The sequence below is a fragment of the Sphingopyxis macrogoltabida genome, from assembly GCF_001307295.1.
Taxonomy (GTDB): Bacteria; Pseudomonadota; Alphaproteobacteria; order Sphingomonadales; family Sphingomonadaceae; genus Sphingopyxis; species Sphingopyxis macrogoltabida_B.
Map to the genome: position 1 here is coordinate 4,364,261 of NZ_CP012700.1, position 19,000 is coordinate 4,383,260.

Consider the following 19,000-nt stretch of genomic DNA (forward strand, 5'->3'; position numbering starts at 1 on the left):
GGCAAGTAATTCAATATCTTATGCCATATTTAGCCACGATATACCGCGAGCGCGCCTGGCGCTGACGGCCCACGCTGGCACAAATCGGACCGCCGGCAGACGTTCGCGCAAGCGTCAGATCGATTCGCCCGAAAGCCGCTGGCAGATCATGTCCAGCTGGTCGAGCGAAGCGAATTTCAGCGTCAGCGCGCCCTTGCCGTCGCCGGCATATTGAATCGCGACGCCGATGCCGAGCAGCTCGGACAGATGGCGTTCGACCGCGACGATGTCGGGGTCGCGCCCGCCGGCGCCGTCGATGCTCTTATATTCGAGCGGCGCTTTGCGGCCGCCGCCCTTCTCCGCCCGGACCAGCGCCTCGACCGCGCGCACCGACAGGCCGTCCTTGACGACCTTGCGTGCAATCTCCTCGGCCGCTGTGGCGCCGATCAGCGCGCGTGCATGGCCCATCGCCAGCGACCCGTCGCCGACAAGATCCTGCACGCCCTTCGGCAGATCGAGCAGGCGCATCAGGTTCGCGACATGGCTGCGCGACTTGCCGACCAGCTTGGCCAGCGCTTCCTGGCTGTGCCCGAAATCCTCGATCAGGCGGCGATAGGCGGTCGCCTCTTCGATCGCGTTGAGGTCCTGCCGCTGGATATTCTCGACCAGCGCGATCTCATAGGTCGCAGCGTCGTCGAGCTCGCGCACGAGCGCGGGAATCTGGTGCAGTCCGGCGCGCTGCGCCGCGCGCCAGCGCCGTTCGCCGGCGACGAGCTGATATCCCTGACCATCCGGCGCGGCGCGCACGATGATCGGTTGCAACAAGCCGCGCGCGCCGATCGAATCGGCGAGTTCGGCGATCGCCGCCTCGTCGAAATGGCGTCGCGGCTGGCCGGGCAGCGGGCGAATCGATCCGACCGCGATATGCTGGACTGCGTCGCCAGCAGCGGGTGCCGGTTTGGCGGCACCCGGGCTCGCCAGCACCGGCGCCTCGACCGCCGCGTCGCCGAACAGTGCGTTGAGCCCGCGCCCCAGCCCCGAGGGCCGCTTGCGCACCGGCGCCGCACCCCTTTCAATTTCGTCATTATTATCAGTCATTTACGCCGCCTTGCGAATATTCGGCAGGCGGTCGATCAATTCGCGCGCCAGCGCAATATACGCCGCCGATCCAGTGCAACGATGATCGTAGATCAGCGCCGGCAAGCCATGGCTCGGGGCTTCGGACAGGCGGACATTGCGCGGAATCACCGTTTCGAACACGACGGGGCCCAACACCTCGCGAACATCGTCGGACACTTGGTCGGTCAGCCGGTTGCGCCGGTCGAACATGGTGAGCGCGACGCCGAGGATCGATAATTTCTGGTTGAAACGGACGTGGACGCGTTCGACGGTTGTCAGCAGCTGGCTCAATCCCTCGAGCGCGAAAAATTCGCATTGCAACGGCACGATCAACGATTCGGCGGCGATCAGCGCATTGAGCGTCAGCATACCGAGCGACGGCGGGCAGTCGATCAGGCAAATGTCCCATTGCCCCGCCTCGGCGCCCGACAATGCCTGCTGCAGCCGGTGCAGGCGATCGCCATATTCGATCAGCTCGATCTCGGCGCCCGACAGATCGACCGTCGCCGGGACGATATAGAGCCGCGGCACCGCTGTTGGGATAGCGCATTCGGCGAGCGTCGCGTCGCCGCGCAGCAGCTCGTAGCTCGAACAGTCGCGCTGCGACTGCTTGATCCCGAGCCCGGTCGAGGCATTGCCCTGCGGGTCGAGGTCGATGATCAGCGTCCGCCAACCGGTTGCCGCCAGCGCGGTGGCGAGATTGATCGCGGTCGTCGTCTTGCCGACCCCGCCCTTCTGGTTCGCCACGGCAATGCGGATCATCGCTTTCCTCGCTGGTTTGCCGCGACATTTCCTTGCCCGACCAAAATCCGGCTTTCGGCGTCGGTGCGGCTTTGTTCCACGTGAAACAGACTCTGCCATGCTTCCGGTAACAACGCCAGTTCCTTAACCGCGTTTCGGCCTTTTGGCAGCAGCCAACGCGTCGATTCGGTGGAAAAACGCGCGGATAGGTCGATCAGTCGGCCGAGCGGTGCGAACGCGCGGGCGCTGATCGTTGCTGCGGGTAGCGTTTCGACCCGCTCGAGCGGTGCTTCAACGACCTCGACGTGACGGAGATCAAGATCCGCCGCAGCCGCGCGCAGAAAATCGCACCGCCGCTTGCGCGATTCGACGAGCATCATCGGACGCTCGCTCAGAATCGCGACCACCAGTCCGGGTAGCCCTGGCCCGCTACCGAGGTCGATCCAGAGCCCGCCGCCTTCGCGTTCGTCGAGAGCGAGCAACTGTGCACTGTCAGCAATATGGCGCACCCACAGCATCGGCACCGTCGACGCAGCGATCAGATTCTGTCGGGCATTTTCGGCCACGAGAAGGGCTGCGAAGCGATCGAGCCGGGCCAACTCCGTCTCCGTGGGAGCGAAACGGGCGCCGATCCAGGCGCGTGCAGCGTCCTCATTCTCCAGAAGCATCGTCGTTCCGGCGTCGCTCACGCCGCGCGCCGCCGGCTATGCACCATGATCGCCGTCAATGCCGCCGGGGTCACGCCGTCGATACGCGACGCCTGGCCCAATGTTTCGGGGCGCGCCCTCGACAGACGCTCGACCATCTCGCGCGACAATCCGCCGATCGTGCCATAATCGAGCGATGCGTCGAGCATGATCGCCTCGTTCGCCGCGAGCGCGCGCAGCTCGGCATCCTGCCGCGCGATATAGGGGGCGTAATGCGCGTCCTCGGCGACCTCCGAAAGAATGGCCTCACCGATCGACGCCAGCTTGGACGCAAGCTGTGCCAGCGTTGCCATCGTCACCCCGGGGTATCGCAGCAGGTCGATCCGCTTGCGCGCGATTCCGTCGCCAGGCAGCGCCAGTCCGATCGCGGCATAATCGGCGGTCGCGACGGGCGCGTCGAGCAGCGCTTCAGCGTCCGCTCGCGCCGCCATGCGCGCCGCGAACAACGTGGCAGTCGCGGGCCGCACCAATCCCAGCTCGATCCCCTTCGGCGTCAATCGGGTCGTGGCGTTGTCGGCGCGCAGTCGCAAGCGATATTCGGCGCGCGCGGTGAGCATGCGATAGGGTTCGGTCACCCCTTGCAGGACAAGATCATCGACCATCACCCCGATATAGGATTCGGACCGGTCGAGAATCATCGGCGCCCGCCCCTGCACGGCGAGCGCCGCATTCGCCCCGGCGATCAGGCCCTGCGCCGCCGCCTCTTCATATCCGGTCGTGCCGTTGATCTGCCCCGCGCACCAGAGCCCCGAGACCGCGCGGACCTGCAAGGTCCGGTCGAGCGCGCGCGGGTCGATATGATCATATTCGACGGCATAGCCCGGAACGACCATCTCGACCGTTTCGAGCCCCTCCATCGTCCGCAGCATCGCGAGCTGGACGTCGGCGGGAAGCGAGGTCGAAATACCGTTCGGATAGACCAGATGCGTGTCGAGCCCCTCGGGTTCGAGAAACACCTGATGCCCGTCGCGATCGGCGAAACGGTGGATCTTGTCCTCGATCGACGGGCAATAGCGCGGACCCGCCGCACCGATCGCGCCGGTGAAGAGCGGCGAGCGGTCGAGATTGTCGGCGATGATACGGTGCGATTCGGCATTCGTCCGCGTGATCGCACAGAAGATTTGTGGCACCGTCCGCTCGCTGTTCCACGTGGAACAGGTCCAGCCCGCACCCTCGGCGCTGTCCGAAGGCTGTTCGGCGAGCCTTGCCCAGTCGATCGTCCGCGCGTCGAGCCGCGGCGGCGTCCCCGTCTTGAGCCGCGCCATCGGAAGATTTGCGCTGCGCAACTGTTCGGCGAGCCGATGGGCGCCGGCCTCGCCGATGCGGCCGCCTTCCATTCGATCTTCGCCGCGGAACAACCGCCCGCCGAGAAAGGTTCCGGTCGCGAGCACGACCGCCGGCGCGTCCAGCGCCGTCCCGTCGCCAAGGTCGAGACCTTCGACCCGCGCGCCGTCGGCCGACAGGCGAAGTGCCGCCGCCTCGCCCGCGACGACGGTTATGCCACCCTCGGCGGCGAGCAGCGCCTGGATCGCCTCGCGATAGAGTTTGCGGTCGGCCTGAATGCGCGGCCCTTGCACCGCCGCGCCCTTCGACGCGTTGAGCATCCGGTAATGGATCGCGGCGCTGTCGGCGGCGCGTGCCATCCAGCCGTCCAGCGCATCGACCTCGCGCATCAGATGGCCTTTGCCGAGCCCCCCGATCGCCGGGTTGCACGACATTGTCCCGATCAGGGCGGGGTCGAAACTGACCAGCGCGACGCGCGCGCCAAGCCGCGCCGCGGCGGCGGCGGCCTCGGTTCCGGCGTGCCCACCGCCGACGACGATGACATCGAAAGTTGCGCGATCCTGCATGATTGCGGCGCCTTTACCGCAAAGCGCGACGCAAATCCACCGCGCTGCGACCGATGCGATGTTTCACGTGGAACATCATTTCCCGATGCAGAAACGCCCAAACAGGGCGTCGAGCATGTCCTCGACCCCGGCGCGCCCGGTGATGCGGTCGAGCGCCGCGCCGGCGAGCCGCAGCCGTTCGGCGAGCAGGATCAGATCGCTCGCCTCGCGCGACCCCCGCACGATTGTCAGCCAGTCCCTTGCTTCGGCGAGCGCGACGCGCTGGCGCTGGCGCAGCGCGGCTTCGCCTTCGCGCGGCAGCAGGGTGCGGGCGATATCGACGATCCGCCGGTGCAGGCCGTCCATCCCCGTCCCCGTCGCCGCCGACAGCGTCAGGTCGCAGCGCGCCGCGGCCGCTTCAGCTTCGGCATCGCCCTGCCAGCGGTCGGCTTGCGCCGCGATTCGAATGGCGCGCGGATGGTCGGGCATATTCTCCGGAGGACCGAGCCACAGAAGGATATCCGCCGCCTCCACCGCCGCCTTCGCGCGATCGATACCGATCGCCTCGATCGCATCGGCACCTTCGGCGCGCAGCCCCGCCGTGTCCGAAAAGCGCATCGCGATTCCGTCGAGCGCCAGCGGGGTTTCGATGACGTCGCGCGTCGTTCCTTCGATGGGCGACACGATCGCCAGCTCGCGCTGCGCCAAAGCGTTGATCAAGGTCGATTTTCCCGCATTCGGCGGCCCTGCGATCACGACCGACAACCCCTCGGCAATCACCTCCGCCGCCGGCCGCGCCAGCCACGCGCCGAGTTCCGCCGCCAGTGCGCCCATCCCGGAAATCAACCCTTGCGCCACGACCTCACCGACCTCGACATCATCCTCGTCGGCAAAATTGAGTTCGGCCTCTGCCGCCGCCATCAATCCCAGCAATTGCTCCTGCCAGCCCGCAACCGCGCGCGACACATGGCCGTTCGCGAGGCTGAGCGCCTGGACTCGCTGGCTTTCGGTCTCGGCCGCAAGCAGATCCGCGAGCCCTTCGGCTTCAGCAAGATCGATCCGCCCATTGAAGAAGGCGCGCCGCGTGAATTCGCCGGCCTCCGCGCGGCGCAATCCCGGGATCGCGGCCAGCGCTGTTTCGACCGCCGCGACCACCGCGCGGCCACCGTGTAGATGAAGCTCCGCCAGATCCTCCCCCGTCGCCGTCGCGGGGCCGGGGAACCACAATATCAGCGCTCGATCGAGGGCATCGCCATCGCTATCGCGAAGTTCGGCCAGAACCGCCCGGCGGGGGGTAGGCAGCCGCCCCGCAAGTAATTTCAACGCCGCTCCGGCCGCGCTACCGCTAACGCGCACGACCGCAATCGCCGCCGGCGGAACCCCGCTCGACAGCGCAAATATCGTATCATTTTCAATATCTTCGATCAGCTCTTCCGGCTCCGCGCCGGCTTGTCGGCATCATCATCCTTGTCGGCGGACTTCCCGGCCCCGCCCATCAGCCCGCCACCGAACTGCCCGAGCAACGACTGGACGAGCCCGAGCCCGCTTTCGCCCATCGGCACCCAGCTCTTAACCATCGTCTGGACCATGTCGGGGGTGATCCCCTTGGCCATCAACTCCTTGACCCGGCTCAGATAAATATCGTGCAGCGGCTCGAGGTCGGGAAGGCCGACCAGCCGCCGCGCCTCTTCGGGGGTGCAATCGATCTCGATATTGAACTTCATCGCCTGTCTCCACCCCGAAATGCCGGTTAGCCGCTTGAGCCCTGCTCCGCGCGCCGCTAGCTTCGCGCTTTCACCGCCAAGAAGCAAGAGTCAGGAGAGCTCCCCATGTCAGACACGCCCGCGACGAACACCACCATCCCCGCGCTCGACGGCGAGGGCGATATCCCGGCCTATGTCGCGCGTCCCGATGCGGACAGCTCGCGTGCGATCATCGTCATTCCCGAGATTTTCGGCGTCAACGCCGGCATCCGCAAGAAGTGCGACGACTGGGCGGCCGAAGGCTATCTGGCGATCGCGCCCGACATCTTCTGGCGCTTCGCACCCGGGGTCGAGCTCAACCCCGATATCGAGGCCGAATTGCAGGAAGCCTTCGGCTATTTCGGCCAATATGATGCCGACGACGGCGTGAAGGATATCGAAGCGGCGATCCGCTGGCTTCACGGTCAGGGCGCAACGAAGGTCGGCTGCGTCGGTTTCTGCCTCGGCGGGCGGCTTGCCTATATGGCCGCGGCACGCACCGATGTTCACGCGTCGGTCGGCTATTATGGCGTCATGATCGACCAGATGCTGAACGAGAGCCACGCGATCGCGCATCCGCTGATGCTCCACATCCCGACCGAAGACCATCTGGTCGATCACGATGCGCAGAAGCGGATTCACGCGGGTCTCGATCCGCATCCGAAGGTGACGATCCACGATTATCAGGGTCTCGACCACGGTTTTGCCGCGACGATGGGTAATCGTCGCAACGAAGCGGGAGCACAGCTCGCCGACGGCCGTACTCGCGCCTTTTTCGCCGAGAATCTCGCATGAGCGCGCAGACGGGTCTCGCTGCCTGGCATGACTATATGGCGGGCGGCGGCGACCCGCAGGCGCTGAAAGACCTGCTCGCCGAGGATGCGGTGTTCCACTCGCCCGTGGTCCACACGCCGCAGGTCGGGCGCGACAAAGTGTTCGCCTATCTGCACGCGGCGAGCCATGTGCTCGGCGGCGAGAATTTCCGCTATCTCCGCGAAATTGTCGACGGCAATCAGGCGATGCTCGAATTCGCCAGCGAGCTCGACGGTATCCAGATCAACGGCGTCGATATCATCCTTTGGAACGGCGAAGGAAAAATAAGCGATTTCAAGGTGATGGTTCGCCCGCTCAAGGCGATCAACAAGGTGTGGGAAAAGATGGCGGCGATGCTTGCGGCGCAGGCCGGCTAAAGCGATCCCGTGCTGCGCTGGGCCGCCTTTCCCGTCCTGATCGCCGCAGCGGCGATCGCGGGCTCGTGGGGTCCGGCGCGCTGGACGCTGCTGCTGTGGATCCCGCTGCTGCTCGTCGCATTCTATGATGCGGTGCAGCGCCGGCATTCGCTGCGCCGCAACTTCCCCCTGATTGCGCGCATCCGCTGGCTGTTCGAAGCGCTCCGGCCGTTCCTTTACGCCTATGTCGTCGAAAGTCCGCTCGAGGGCCGGCCGTTCGCGCGCAGCGAGCGCGACCTCATTTACGCCCGCGCCAAGGGCGATCTCGATGCGCATCCGTTCGGCACCGAACTCGACGTCTATTCGGACGAATATGAGTGGATGAGCCACAGCATCGACCCGGCGATGGAAAGCGACCGCACGCAGCGCGTCGCGGTCGGCGGGTCGCAATGCACCCGACCCTATGCGGCCGCCCTGCTCAACATTTCGGCGATGAGCTTCGGGTCGCTGGGCGCGAAAGCCATCGAGGCGCTCAACCTCGGCGCAAAACTCGGCGATTTCTATCACGATACCGGCGAAGGCGGGCTCAGCCCCTATCATCGCCTGCACGGCGGCGACATCGTCTGGGAGCTGGGGAGCGGCTATTTCGGCTGCCGCGACGATGCCGGGCACTTCGACCCGGTGCGTTTCCGGGACGTCGCGCAGGGCGATCAAGTCAGGATGATCGAGATCAAGCTGAGCCAGGGCGCCAAGCCCGGCCACGGCGGCGTGCTGCCCGGACCCAAGGTGAGTGCCGAGATCGCCGCGACGCGCGGCGTGATCGAAGGCCATGACTGCATCTCGCCCGCCGCGCATTCGGCCTTTGCGACGCCGGTCGAACTGGTCGAATGGGCCGCACGGCTGCGCGAACTGTCGGGCGGCAAGCCGGTCGGCATCAAATTGTGCGTCGGCCAGCCGCACGAGATTTATGCCGTCATGAAGGCGATGATCGAAACCGGCATCCGGCTCGACTATATCGTCGTCGACGGCGCCGAGGGCGGGACGGGCGCTGCGCCGGTCGAATTTTCGAACAGTCTCGGCATGCCCTTGCGCGAGGGGCTGATCTTCGTGCGCAACGCGCTCGTCGGCTGCGGGCTCAAGGAAGAGGTGCGGCTCGCCGCTTCGGGCAAGGTCCATTCGGGCGCCGGTCTCGCCGTCAATTGCGCGCTCGGCGCCGACTGGTCGAACGCGGCGCGCGCCTTCATGTTCTCGCTCGGCTGCGTCCAGTCGCTGAAATGCCATACCGACAAATGCCCGACCGGCGTCGCAACGCAGGATCCGGGCCGGCAGCGTGGGCTGGTGGTGGAGGACAAGGCCGACCGGGTCCGCCGCTTCCAAGCCGCGACGGTATCGGCGCTATGGGACATTACCGCGGCGATGGGGCTCGACACGCCTTGGCAGATCCAGCCGCATCACCTGAGCGAACGGCTCAACTCGGCGCGATCGGATTCGATCGACCGCATCTATAATTTCTATCCGCGCGGCGTGCTGCTTGACGATCCAAATTCGGTGCGCAGCGCTCGCTACTGGAAGATGGCGCGCGCCGGCAGCTTCCGGGCGGCGCTCTAGATCAGGCTGAGCTCGGCGAGCTCGCGGTAGAGTTCGGGCGGCAGGTCGGAAAGTCCATCCCCCACATCGACCCCTTTTGGCGCATCGCTGTCGGCGAGATAGCGCCAGCCTTGATGCGCCCGTTTCGGCTGCGGATGGATACGCTGGAGATCGGCGACGCAAACGATATCGACCCGTCCATCGCTGCGGTCCTCGAAACGCAAGATCGTGACGCGCGCGACCAGCGTATGTTTGACGATGAAATGCAGCTTGCCGCCGATCAGCTCGTCGGCGCGCTTGGGTTTGAAGCGCGTTGCAAAACGGATCTCGCCGTCTTGCGCATAGGTGGCGATCCGCGCTTGCAACGCAGGATAGTCGGCACAGCCGACAGCAACGCGGGTCATGTGAAGCCGGGACACGATTGTCACATGGGTAGCCGGCAAGAAAAAAGCCAGCCCCTCGCGGAGCCGGCTCTTTCATTTCAGGCTGAAGACGATCAACCGAACAGGGTTCCGATCCCGACGCCAGGATCGACCCAGCCTTCGTAGATCATCTTGACCGCGACATAGAGGATCACCGCAAGGCCGATGTAGGCGATCCAGCGGTACCGCTCGATATATTTGGCGATGATGTTCGCCGCGACGCCCATCAGGGCAACGGCAACGATCAGGCCGACGATCATGATGCCGGGGTGGTCGCGTGCCGCGCCGGCGACCGCGAGCACATTGTCGAGGCTCATGCTGACGTCGGCGACGGCGACCGCCCAGGCGGCGGCAGCAAAGCTCTTGGCCGGCTTGAGGCCCGAATGTTCGTCGCCTTCGACCTCGGGCGAACCCGCCGAGTGCGCGCCTTCGCGCAGTTCGCGCCACATCTTCCACGCCACCCAGACGAGCAGTAGGCCCCCGACGAAGATCAGACCGACGATGCCCATCAGTTGCTGGACGACCAGCGCGAACGCCACCCGCAGCACCAATGCTGCGAGCACACCGATGACGATAACCTTGCGCCGCTGGTCGGCGGGCAATCCCGCAGCCAGTGCGCCGACGACGATCGCATTGTCGCCCGCCAGCACGATGTCGATCATCAGCACCTGCAGAAAAGCCGACATCGCCGCTGGCGATCCGATATTGCTGAAATCATTGACGATATGCTGCCAGATTTCGGCAGGCGAACCGAAGCTCGGCGCGGCGGAAGCCGCTTGGGTCAAAAATTCCAATATCACAGCGGATCTCCGAAATAGCCGATCTCTGGCATAGGGTCATAAAAGTGATGCAGCAATGCCCGCCACTGCCGGTAGCGATCCGATTGCCGGAAGCCGTCACGATGATCTTCGACCGACCGCCACCTCACCAGCAGCAGATAGACCTGTCCGGTCGTCACCGGGCGACGGATTTCAAGCGAGATAAAGCCCGGCGACGCTTCGATCAGCGGCCGCGCCTCGGCCATCGCCGCCTCGAACCCGGCTTCGCATCCGGCGCGAACCGGAAGCAATGCGTGTTCGAGAACGGCCACCAAGCAGGCTTACTGGTTCATGCTGTCGAAGAAATCCTCGTTGGTCTTCGAATCCTTGATCTTGTCGAGCAGGAATTCCATCGCGTCGACGGTGCCCATCTGCATGAGGATGCGGCGCAGCACCCACATTTTCGACAGCTTGTCCTTCTCGACGAGCAGCTCTTCCTTGCGGGTGCCCGACTTGCCGACGTCGAGCGACGGGAAGATGCGCTTGTCGGCGACCTTGCGGTCGAGGACGATTTCCGAGTTACCGGTGCCCTTGAATTCTTCGAAGATGACCTCGTCCATGCGGCTGCCGGTGTCGATCAGCGCGGTCGCGATGATCGAGAGCGAACCGCCTTCCTCAATGTTGCGCGCGGCGCCGAAGAAGCGCTTGGGACGCTGCAGCGCGTTGGCATCGACGCCGCCGGTCAGCACCTTGCCCGACGAGGGAACGACGGTGTTGTAGGCGCGGCCGAGGCGGGTGATCGAATCGAGCAGGATGACGACATCCTTCTTGTGCTCGACGAGGCGCTTCGCCTTTTCGATCACCATTTCGGCGACTTGGACGTGGCGCGTCGCGGGTTCGTCGAAAGTCGAAGAGACGACTTCGCCGTTCACGCTGCGCTGCATGTCGGTGACTTCCTCGGGACGTTCGTCCACGAGGAGGACGATGAGATAGACCTCGGGATGATTGTCGGTGATCGCCTTGGCGATATTCTGCAGCAGCACCGTCTTACCGGTGCGCGGCGGCGCGACGATCAGCGCGCGCTGGCCCTTGCCCTGCGGGCTGACGAGATCGATGACACGCGCCGACTTGTCCTTGACCGTCGGGTCGACGGTGTCGAGCGACAGCTTCTGGTTCGGATAGAGCGGGGTGAGATTGTCGAAATTGACGCGGTGGCGGACCGCTTCGGGGTCGTCGAAATTGACCTTGATCAATTTGGTCAGCGCGAAATAGCGCTCGCCGTCGCGCGGGGCGCGAATCTCGCCTTCGACCGTGTCGCCGGTGCGCAGGCCATATTTGCGAACCTGGTTCGGCGAGACATAAATGTCGTCGGGGCCCGCGAGATAATTGGCGTCCGACGAGCGCAGGAAACCGAACGAGTCCGGGAGGACCTCGATCGTGCCCGACCCGATGATTTCCTCGCCCTCTTCGGCGAGTTCTTTCAGGATCGAGAACATCAGGTCCTGCTTGCGCAGCGTCGATGCGCCCTCGACGCCCAGTTCTTCCGCCATTTCGACGAGCTGGGCGGGCGCTTTGGTTTTGAGTTCTTTAAGATGCATTGGATGGATTCCAGATAGGTATTCGGGAGAAAATCAGACGTAATCTTTTTTGCACCGCTGGGGTGCCTATCCGGCCGTGGGACGACCGTTTCGATAGCATCGGCGCGGCAAGCGCGCCGCCCGCATGGAACGGGGTTGAATCGCCCCTATAACCGGCCCGGGTTCAAGTCAATCGGGCTGAGCCGGGGCGAATATCGGTCAGGGACGCACGACGACGAGGATGACGATGATCGCCGCGGCAACGCCGGGCACTTCGTTGAGCATCCTCAATTGCTTCTCGGTCAGCGGCCGCTCGCCCTTTTTCAATTTCTTGAAATAGCCGATCATCCAGCCGTGATAGCCCGACAGGGCGATCACGAGCAGCAGCTTGGCGATGAACCAGCCCTCACGCCAGTAATTGCCGTTGAACGCGAGCAGCAATCCGAGGATCCAGACGATCACCAGCGACGGGCCGAGGATGATCCGCCGCAGCCGGTCCTCGCGCTCGATCCACTTCTTGTCCTCGTCGGAGCCGACCGGCGCCTGATGATGATAGACGAAGAAGCGCGGCATCATGAACAGGCCGGCCATCAGAAAGATCACGAAAATGATATGCGCGGCTTTGACCCAAAGCATCGTCGCCCCCAGAAAGCCTGCCAGTTCCATAGATTATCCGCCGCGAACGCGTTTGATCAGATGTTCGACATGGGCGATCGGCGTGTCGGGCACGATGCCATGGCCGAGATTGAAGATATGGGGACGATCGGGGAAGGCCGCAAGGATGCGGTCGATCGCGCTATCGAGCGCCGCACCGCCCGCGACGAGCGCCAGCGGGTCGAGGTTGCCCTGCACCGGCAGATGGGACGGCAAGGCGGCATCGGCCCAGTCCGGATCGACGGTTTCGTCGAGGCCCACCGCATCGACCCCGGTCTCGCGCGCATAGGCGGCGAGTTTGCCGCCGGCGCCCTTCGGAAAACCGATCACCGGCGTATCGGGATGCAGCGCCTTGAGGCGGCGGACGATCTCGGAATTGGGTGCGATCACCCAGCGCTCATATTGCGCCGGCGACAGGCTGCCTGCCCAGCTGTCGAACAATTGCACCGCATCGACGCCATTCTCGATCTGTCCTGAAAGATAGGTGACCGACAAATCGACGATCGCATCGACGATCGCTTGAAACGCTTCGGGATCGCCGAACGCCATGCGCCGCGCTGCCGCCTGATCCTTCGACCCCTGCCCCGCCACCATATAGGTCGCGACCGTCCAGGGGCTTCCTGCGAAGCCCAGGAAGGTCGTCTCGGGCGGCAGCGCGGCCGCAACGCGGGCCACAGTGGCATAGACGGGGTCAAGCCGCCCGGGTGCCGCCGCAAGCGACGTCAGGGCGCTGTCGACAAGCGGCGGCGCGAGCCGCGGCCCCTCGCCGGCCTCGAACCACAAATTCTGGCCGAGCGCATGCGGAATGACGAGAATGTCAGAAAAGAGGATCGACCCGTCGAAACCGAAGCGGCGGATCGGCTGCAACGTCACTTCGGCCGCCGCCTCGGGGTCGTAGCAGAGCTCGAGGAAGCCGCCCTTGGTTTCGCGAAGGGCGCGATATTCGGGAAGGTAGCGTCCGGCCTGACGCATCAGCCACAGGGGCGGACGCTCCTGCCGCGTCCCGCGCAGCACTGCCAGCAAGCTCTTCGGTGACGCCTTCACGCGGCCCCTCTTTCTCTCTTCATATATATTTTAATATAATTGTGGTGGTTTGTAGGTCGGCGGACAACGCGGCTTTAGGCGGGGGCGTCCCTTTTGCCAACAGCTTGACTCTGCCCTTCATGGGTAACGTTACGGAGTCGCCGGCCGCTATCCTCCTAATTCACAGCCTGTGGGTAAGAGTCGTCGCTTGTGGATAAGCGACAGAGCGGAATCGACAAGGCGGGGGATGAATCCCGGCTGCCCAATTCATCCCTGCGCTTATACCGAAACTTATCCACAGGGGGATATTCGTCGTTGCAGACCCGATCCGGGATTGCCTTTTTCCGCGGATTCCCGCCATGGTGGCGCGATGGGCCGACTTCATCTGCACCTCATATCCGATTCCACGGGCGAGACGCTCGAAAATATCGCCAAGGCAGCGATCGCGCAGTTCGACGATGTCGAGGTGGTGCGGCATTTCTGGCCGATGGTGCGCTCGGAATCGCATCTCGACCGGATCATGGCCGAAGTGCAGGCCAGCCCGGGGATGATCCTCTTCACGCTTGTCAACGGTGAGCTGCGGGTCAGCCTCGAACGCCGCGCTAGCGCACTTAACCTGCCGACCGTCGCCGCGCTCGATGCGGTGACCGACGCCTTGTCGCGGATGCTCGGGCAGGAAGCGAAAGCGCGCCCCGGACGCCAGCATGCGCTCGACGCCGCCTATTTCGCGCGCGTCGAGGCCATTCAATTTACCGTTGCGCATGACGACGGCATCGGCTGGGAGAATTGGGAGCAGGCCGACATCGTCCTTGCCGGGGTCTCGCGCACCTCGAAGACGCCGACGAGCATCTATCTCGCCAACCGCGGATACAAGACCGCGAATATCCCGATCGTCCCCGAATCGCCGCCGCCGCAAGCGCTCTATCACCTCAAGCGGCCGATGGTCGTCGGGCTGACGACCGGACTCGACCGGCTGGTGCAGGTGCGCCGCAACCGGCTGCTCTCGCTCAATCAGGCGCCCGAGACGAGCTATGTCGACGACGAGCGGGTCAAGGCCGAACTCGCTTACGCACGGCGGATGTTCGCCGATAATGGCTGGCCAGTGATCGACGTGACGCGCCGCTCGATCGAGGAGACGGCGGCCGCGGTGATCAAGCTGGTCGAAGATCGCGGCGCCGCATGACGCAGCTTCTTCTCGCCTCGCAAAGCAGCGGCCGCGCCGCGATGCTCCGCGCCGCCGGGCTCGACTTCGAAACCACCGCGGCGCATGTCGACGAGGAAGCGCTCACTGCATCGTTGCTCGCGTCCGGCCAGACGCCGCGCAACATCGCCGACGCGCTTGCTGAGGCAAAGGCGGTCAAGATCTCGTCGCGCCTCCCCGGGGTGACCGTGATCGGGGCCGATTCGACCCTCGCGCTCGACGACGGTGCGATGCTGACCAAGCCCGAGAGCCCCGAAGACGCCGCTGATCACCTCCGTAGCATGGCGGGTGCGCGTCACCGGCTGTTCAGCGCCGCGGTTGCTGCACGCGACGGGACGCCGGTGTGGCGGGCGATCGGCGAAGCGAAGCTGTGGATGCGCCCCTTGTCCGATGCCTTCATCGCCGACTATGTCGCGCGCGAATGGGACAGCATCCGCTGGACCGTCGGCTGTTACGAAATCGAGGGGGCGGGCGTGCAATTGTTCGATCGGGTCGAGGGCGATCCCTGGACCATCATCGGCATGCCGATGCTGCCATTGCTTGCATGGCTGCGCGCGACGGGACTGGCGCCGTCATGAGCGGAATCGCTTATGCCGAAGTGATCGGCGATCCGATCGCGCACAGCAAATCGCCGTTGATCCACGGGTTTTGGCTCAAGGCGCTTGGTCTCGCCGGCGATTACCGGCGCGCGCATGTCGTACCCGACGCGCTTGCGGCCTTTATTGCCGAACGCCGCGACGATCCCGACTGGCGCGGGTGCAACGTGACCATCCCGCACAAGGTTGCGGTGATGGATCTGGTCGACGATCCCGGCAACATTCGCGGCACGATCGGCGCGATGAATACGGTGGTGCGGCAGAAGGACGGGACGCTGATCGGCACCAACACCGACGCGGCGGGTTTCTATGCGCCGCTCGCCGAACTCGACCTCGAAGGCGCGCCGGTGGCCGTCGTCGGCGCCGGTGGGGCGGCGCGCGCGGTGCTTTTCGCGCTCGCCCGCGCGAATGTCGGTCATGTCACGATCCTCAATCGCAGCCCGCTGAAAGCCATGGGCCTGCTCGCGACCTTCGGCTTGAAGGGCGATGTCGTTGGTCTCGATGCCGCGCTCCCCCCGGTCTCGTTGCTCGTCAATTCGAGCAGCCTCGGCATGACCGGACAGCCGCCGCTCGACCTCGCCCTGTCGCCGCTTCCCGAAGAAGCGATCGTCTACGACCTAGTCTATTCGCCCCTGCAAACGGGGCTGCTCAAGGCGGCTGGCGCGCGCGGGCTCGACACCGTCGACGGGCTCGACATGCTGATTGGCCAGGCGGCGCTGGCGTTCGAACTGTTCTTCGGCGCGTCGCCGCCCGAGGGCCGCGACGACGAGCTTCGCGCCTTGCTGGTCGCGGCATGACGCATCGCCCGCGCCCCGGTTCGCGGCTCCGCCGTCCTTTCGTCCTCGGTCTCACCGGCTCGATCGGCATGGGCAAGTCGACCGCGGCGGCGATGTTCGAACGCGAAGGCGTGCCGGTGTTCGACGCCGATGCCGAGGTGCACCGGTTGCAGGGGCCCGGCGGCGATCTCGTCGCGGCGATCGAGGCGCGCTTTCCGGGCACCACCGGGCCGGGCGGCGTCGACCGGCAAAAGCTCGGCGGCCGGGTCCTCGGCAACACCCACGAACTCGCGGCGCTCGAGGCGATCGTCCATCCGGCGGTCGGCAAGGCGCAGCGGCGATTCCTGACGAAGCACCGCGCGCGCGACGTCGTCGTGCTCGACATCCCGCTGCTGTTCGAAAAGGGTGGCTGGCGTAGGGTCGGTGCGATCGCGGTCGTGTCGGCGCCGGCGTGGATGCAAAGAAAGCGCGTCATGCGCCGTCCGGGCATGACCGCGGCGAAGCTCAAGGCGATTCGCCGCCTGCAGGTGCCCGACCGCGTCAAACGGTCGCGCGCCGATTTCATCATCGAAACGGGCCGTCCCAAAAGCGAGACACACCGCCAGATTCGCTTCATCGCCTCTTGTTTCCGCGCCCGATAGGGTCCAGATTGAGCCTTCGATGCGAGAGATTATCTTCGATACCGAAACCACGGGGTTCGATCCCAAAACCGGGGACAGGCTGGTCGAAATCGGGTGCATCGAACTGGTCGACCGCCGTGAAACGGGCCAGAGCTTTCACGCCTATTTCAACCCCGAACGCGACATGCCCGCCGCCGCCGAAGCGGTGCACGGCCTGTCGATCCAGTTCCTGTCCGACAAGCCGCTGTTTGCGGCGCGGGTCGACGAATTGCTCGAATTTCTCGGCGACGCGCCGCTGATCGCGCACAACGCCGTGTTCGACTTCGGCTTCGTCAACGCCGAACTCGCGCGCGCCGGCCGGCCGGCGCTCGACATGGCGCGCATGTGCTGCACCGTCCAGATGGCGCGCAAGCTGCATCCGGGAGCGAAACACAGCCTCGATGCGCTCTGTACGCGCTACGGCATCGATCGCAGCCATCGCGTCAAGCACGGCGCCTTGCTCGACGCCGAACTGCTCGCGCATCTTTACATCGAAATGACCGGCGGGCGGCAGATCGGGCTCGGATTGGCCACCTCGCCTGCCGCTGTCCCGGTCGCTGCGACTGCCGCCGCCGCCCCGCGCATCGGCGCGCGTCCGTTTCGCGAACCCCGCCCCCATGTCGCATCGGCCGCCGAACTCGCGCGCCATGCCGAATTTGTCGCAGGGCTGAACCAGCCGCTGTGGCTCGATACGGTGTGATGACTTCTCCCTGATGTCATCGCGCCGGCCATAGAAGGAGAAGAAAAATGGAAATCCGCGTCTCTGGCCACCAGATCGAAACCGGCGAAGCGCTCCAGGCGCATGTGTCGGACCGGATGAACGCGATTGCCGACAAATATTTCTCGCGCGCGATCGGGGCGCACGCGACGTTCGGGAAAGGGCCGCACGACAGTTTTCAGTGCGATATCGTCGCGCATGTGATGCAGGGGCTGGTTCTCAAGGGCCACGGCCAGGCGCAGGACGCGCACGTCGCGTTCGAGGGTGCCGCCGAGCGCATCGAAAAGCAGCTCCGCCGCTATATGCGACGTTTGAAGGATCATAATGGCGCGGGCCATCCGTCGCCGACGATCGACGAGATCGAGGATAATGCGAGCTATATCGTTTTCGACGGCGGCGGTGAGGAAGACGATGCCGGCGACGCGCCCGCGATCATCGCCGAAACGCGCGTCGACATCCCGACCAGCAGCGTGTCCGATGCGGTGATGATGCTCGACCTTCGCGACACCAATGCGCTGCTCTTCGTCAACAGCAAGACGGGCTCGCACAACATGGTCTATCGCCGCCGCGACGGAACGATCGGATGGGTCGAACCGCAATAGGGCTGGATTTTCTCTGCCAACCGGCATAAGGGCCGCGCCCATCAACGCCCTATGCCGCTTTGGCTGGGTTCCGGCACGACCGATCCGCGATAGATTGCCCCCAAGCTGAATCCGGGCGGCAATCCCGGCGGCAATATAGATTTGACCAGAGCGATGAACCTGTCTTCCCTTCTTTACCCCGCGACCGTGCGTGCGCATGTACAGCTCGATTCGAAAAAGGCGCTTTTCCCCTTTCTCGGCGATCTCGCGAGCCGCTCGCTCGGCCTCGATGCCGGCGAAGTCAGCGAAGCGCTCCTCGAACGCGAACGACTCGGCTCGACCGGCTTCGGTCGCGGCATTGCGCTGCCGCACGCCAAGATGGCCGACCTGTCGGGCGTCCGCGGCCTGTTCCTGCAACTCGCGCGCCCGATCGATTTCCAGGCGGTCGACGGCTTGCCCGTCGACCTGCTGTTCGTCCTGTTGTCGCCGCTTGATGCCGGCGCCGACCATCTGAAGGCGCTGGCGGGCGTGTCGCGGATGCTCCGCAACGACAGCATCGCCGACCGGCTGCGCGGCGCGAAGAGCGACGAGGCGCTGTATGCCTTGCTCGCCGACGGCGAAACGCGTGACGCGGCGTAGATTGATCCACTAACGTGGATACGGCACCGGCCCGCTCCCCCACCCGGCCTCCCCTAGGATACTACGATAGGGAGGCCGGGTGGGGGAGCGGGCCGGTGCCGTCTCGTTTCAGCGAAGCTGAAACGGAGCACAGACTCCTATGACCCGCCTCACCAGCCGCTTTCTCGTCGACCTGCTCTTGCGCCGGACCGAAGCCGCCGGTGGCTTCGCCGCGATTCTCGCGCGCGGCGACGAAACCTCGGGCGTCATCCTCGTCCAGTGCAGCGATCGCGGGCAAGCCGGACCCTTGCTCGAACGGCGTTTTTCACCGGCTGGCTATGTCTGGGAAGCGGTCGGACCGGCCGATGACAGCGATGGTGAATCGCGCGAAAACTATCAAAACCGGCGGCGAAAGGCTGATCCCGATCTGTGGCTGGTCGAACTGGATATCGCAGATGCGCCACAGCTCGTCGCGGAGTGGGCGGCGTTAACTTGACTCCGTTGCGCCGCAACATAGGTGGCGCGCAATCGATAACGCGTAGGT

At 65.0% G+C, this 19,000-nt stretch carries 23 protein-coding genes; 11 read left to right on the forward strand and 12 right to left on the reverse strand.

Annotated features, from left to right (window positions below; genetic code table 11):
* Positions 1-114 precede the first annotated feature (114 nt).
* The 6 genes from AN936_RS20215 to AN936_RS20240 form a co-directional block, all read right to left on the reverse strand.
* Complete coding sequence (locus AN936_RS20215; protein WP_054589657.1) at positions 115-1,077, reverse strand: ParB/RepB/Spo0J family partition protein; 963 nt, start codon at positions 1,075-1,077, stop codon at positions 115-117.
* Positions 1,078-1,860 carry a ParA family protein gene (locus tag AN936_RS20220; protein ID WP_054589658.1) on the reverse strand — a complete coding sequence of 261 codons (783 nt, stop codon included), beginning with the start codon at positions 1,858-1,860 and terminating at the stop codon, positions 1,078-1,080.
* Positions 1,857-2,528 carry a 16S rRNA (guanine(527)-N(7))-methyltransferase RsmG gene (gene rsmG, locus AN936_RS20225; protein WP_335337288.1) on the reverse strand — a complete coding sequence of 224 codons (672 nt, stop codon included), beginning with the start codon at positions 2,526-2,528 and terminating at the stop codon, positions 1,857-1,859. Before rsmG ends, AN936_RS20220 begins: the two co-directional genes overlap by 4 nt.
* Positions 2,525-4,396, reverse strand: a complete 1,872-nt coding sequence (gene mnmG / locus AN936_RS20230; protein ID WP_054589659.1) for a tRNA uridine-5-carboxymethylaminomethyl(34) synthesis enzyme MnmG — start codon at positions 4,394-4,396, stop codon at positions 2,525-2,527. The genes rsmG and mnmG overlap by 4 nt, the downstream gene beginning before the upstream one ends.
* Before the next feature lie 75 nt (positions 4,397-4,471).
* Positions 4,472-5,791 (reverse strand): tRNA uridine-5-carboxymethylaminomethyl(34) synthesis GTPase MnmE, encoded by a 1,320-nt coding sequence (gene mnmE, locus AN936_RS20235; RefSeq protein ID WP_054589660.1) that lies wholly within the window; start codon positions 5,789-5,791, stop codon positions 4,472-4,474.
* Positions 5,792-5,799: 8 nt separating this feature from the next.
* Positions 5,800-6,099, reverse strand: coding sequence for a DUF6489 family protein (locus tag AN936_RS20240; RefSeq protein WP_054589661.1), 300 nt, complete (start codon positions 6,097-6,099; stop codon positions 5,800-5,802).
* A 105-nt stretch (positions 6,100-6,204) separates the two neighbouring features.
* Between AN936_RS20240 and AN936_RS20245 the strand changes: the two genes are divergently transcribed.
* The 3 genes from AN936_RS20245 to AN936_RS20255 are packed head-to-tail and all read left to right on the forward strand — an operon-like array spanning position 6,205 to position 8,894.
* Entirely contained in the window at positions 6,205-6,912 is a 708-nt protein-coding gene (locus AN936_RS20245) for a dienelactone hydrolase family protein (RefSeq protein WP_054589662.1), read from the forward strand.
* The gene (locus AN936_RS20250; protein ID WP_054589663.1) at positions 6,909-7,307 is read left to right on the forward strand and encodes a nuclear transport factor 2 family protein; all 399 of its coding nucleotides are present in this window, start codon (positions 6,909-6,911) and stop codon (positions 7,305-7,307) included. The genes AN936_RS20245 and AN936_RS20250 overlap by 4 nt, the downstream gene beginning before the upstream one ends.
* A 9-nt stretch (positions 7,308-7,316) precedes the next feature.
* Complete coding sequence (locus tag AN936_RS20255) at positions 7,317-8,894, forward strand: FMN-binding glutamate synthase family protein (protein WP_054589664.1); 1,578 nt, start codon at positions 7,317-7,319, stop codon at positions 8,892-8,894.
* Here AN936_RS20255 and AN936_RS20260 read toward each other — a convergent pair.
* From AN936_RS20260 to hemE, 6 genes are all read right to left on the reverse strand, one after another.
* Positions 8,891-9,277 (reverse strand): DUF1489 domain-containing protein, encoded by a 387-nt coding sequence (locus tag AN936_RS20260; RefSeq protein WP_234715658.1) that lies wholly within the window; start codon positions 9,275-9,277, stop codon positions 8,891-8,893. The two genes, AN936_RS20255 and AN936_RS20260, sit on opposite strands and share 4 nt — an antisense overlap.
* 92 nt (positions 9,278-9,369) lie before the next feature.
* Entirely contained in the window at positions 9,370-10,095 is a 726-nt protein-coding gene (locus AN936_RS20265) for a TerC family protein (RefSeq protein WP_054589666.1), read from the reverse strand.
* Positions 10,092-10,385: an antibiotic biosynthesis monooxygenase family protein gene (locus AN936_RS20270; RefSeq protein WP_054590448.1), complete on the reverse strand. Its 294-nt coding sequence runs from the start codon at positions 10,383-10,385 to the stop codon at positions 10,092-10,094. The genes AN936_RS20265 and AN936_RS20270 overlap by 4 nt, the downstream gene beginning before the upstream one ends.
* A gap of 9 nt (positions 10,386-10,394) precedes the next feature.
* On the reverse strand, positions 10,395-11,651 hold the full coding sequence (rho, locus tag AN936_RS20275) for a transcription termination factor Rho (RefSeq protein WP_037557490.1): 1,257 nt from the start codon (positions 11,649-11,651) through the stop codon (positions 10,395-10,397).
* A 198-nt stretch (positions 11,652-11,849) separates the two neighbouring features.
* The gene (locus AN936_RS20280; RefSeq protein ID WP_054589667.1) at positions 11,850-12,296 is read right to left on the reverse strand and encodes a CopD family protein; all 447 of its coding nucleotides are present in this window, start codon (positions 12,294-12,296) and stop codon (positions 11,850-11,852) included.
* A 3-nt stretch (positions 12,297-12,299) separates the two neighbouring features.
* The gene (gene hemE, locus AN936_RS20285; protein ID WP_084758561.1) at positions 12,300-13,328 is read right to left on the reverse strand and encodes a uroporphyrinogen decarboxylase; all 1,029 of its coding nucleotides are present in this window, start codon (positions 13,326-13,328) and stop codon (positions 12,300-12,302) included.
* 349 nt (positions 13,329-13,677) lie between these two features.
* On the opposite strand from hemE, the gene AN936_RS20290 reads away from it, so the two are divergent.
* The 8 genes from AN936_RS20290 to AN936_RS20325 all read left to right on the forward strand — a co-directional run bounded on the left by AN936_RS20290 (position 13,678) and on the right by AN936_RS20325 (position 18,952).
* Positions 13,678-14,490: a pyruvate, water dikinase regulatory protein gene (locus AN936_RS20290; protein WP_054589669.1), complete on the forward strand. Its 813-nt coding sequence runs from the start codon at positions 13,678-13,680 to the stop codon at positions 14,488-14,490.
* The gene (locus tag AN936_RS20295; RefSeq protein ID WP_084758562.1) at positions 14,487-15,086 is read left to right on the forward strand and encodes a Maf family protein; all 600 of its coding nucleotides are present in this window, start codon (positions 14,487-14,489) and stop codon (positions 15,084-15,086) included. Before AN936_RS20290 ends, AN936_RS20295 begins: the two co-directional genes overlap by 4 nt.
* Positions 15,083-15,901: a shikimate dehydrogenase gene (gene aroE / locus AN936_RS20300; RefSeq protein ID WP_234715660.1), complete on the forward strand. Its 819-nt coding sequence runs from the start codon at positions 15,083-15,085 to the stop codon at positions 15,899-15,901. The genes AN936_RS20295 and aroE overlap by 4 nt, the downstream gene beginning before the upstream one ends.
* Positions 15,898-16,521, forward strand: a complete 624-nt coding sequence (gene coaE / locus AN936_RS20305) for a dephospho-CoA kinase (protein ID WP_054589670.1) — start codon at positions 15,898-15,900, stop codon at positions 16,519-16,521. Before aroE ends, coaE begins: the two co-directional genes overlap by 4 nt.
* 19 nt (positions 16,522-16,540) lie before the next feature.
* Positions 16,541-17,239, forward strand: coding sequence for a DNA polymerase III subunit epsilon (gene dnaQ / locus AN936_RS20310; protein ID WP_054589671.1), 699 nt, complete (start codon positions 16,541-16,543; stop codon positions 17,237-17,239).
* A gap of 47 nt (positions 17,240-17,286) precedes the next feature.
* Positions 17,287-17,859: a ribosome hibernation-promoting factor, HPF/YfiA family gene (hpf, locus tag AN936_RS20315; protein WP_054589672.1), complete on the forward strand. Its 573-nt coding sequence runs from the start codon at positions 17,287-17,289 to the stop codon at positions 17,857-17,859.
* 153 nt (positions 17,860-18,012) lie between these two features.
* Complete coding sequence (locus AN936_RS20320) at positions 18,013-18,477, forward strand: PTS sugar transporter subunit IIA (RefSeq protein ID WP_054589673.1); 465 nt, start codon at positions 18,013-18,015, stop codon at positions 18,475-18,477.
* A 139-nt stretch (positions 18,478-18,616) separates the two neighbouring features.
* Positions 18,617-18,952, forward strand: coding sequence for a DUF1491 family protein (locus AN936_RS20325; protein ID WP_054589674.1), 336 nt, complete (start codon positions 18,617-18,619; stop codon positions 18,950-18,952).
* Positions 18,953-19,000: the final 48 nt, after the last annotated feature.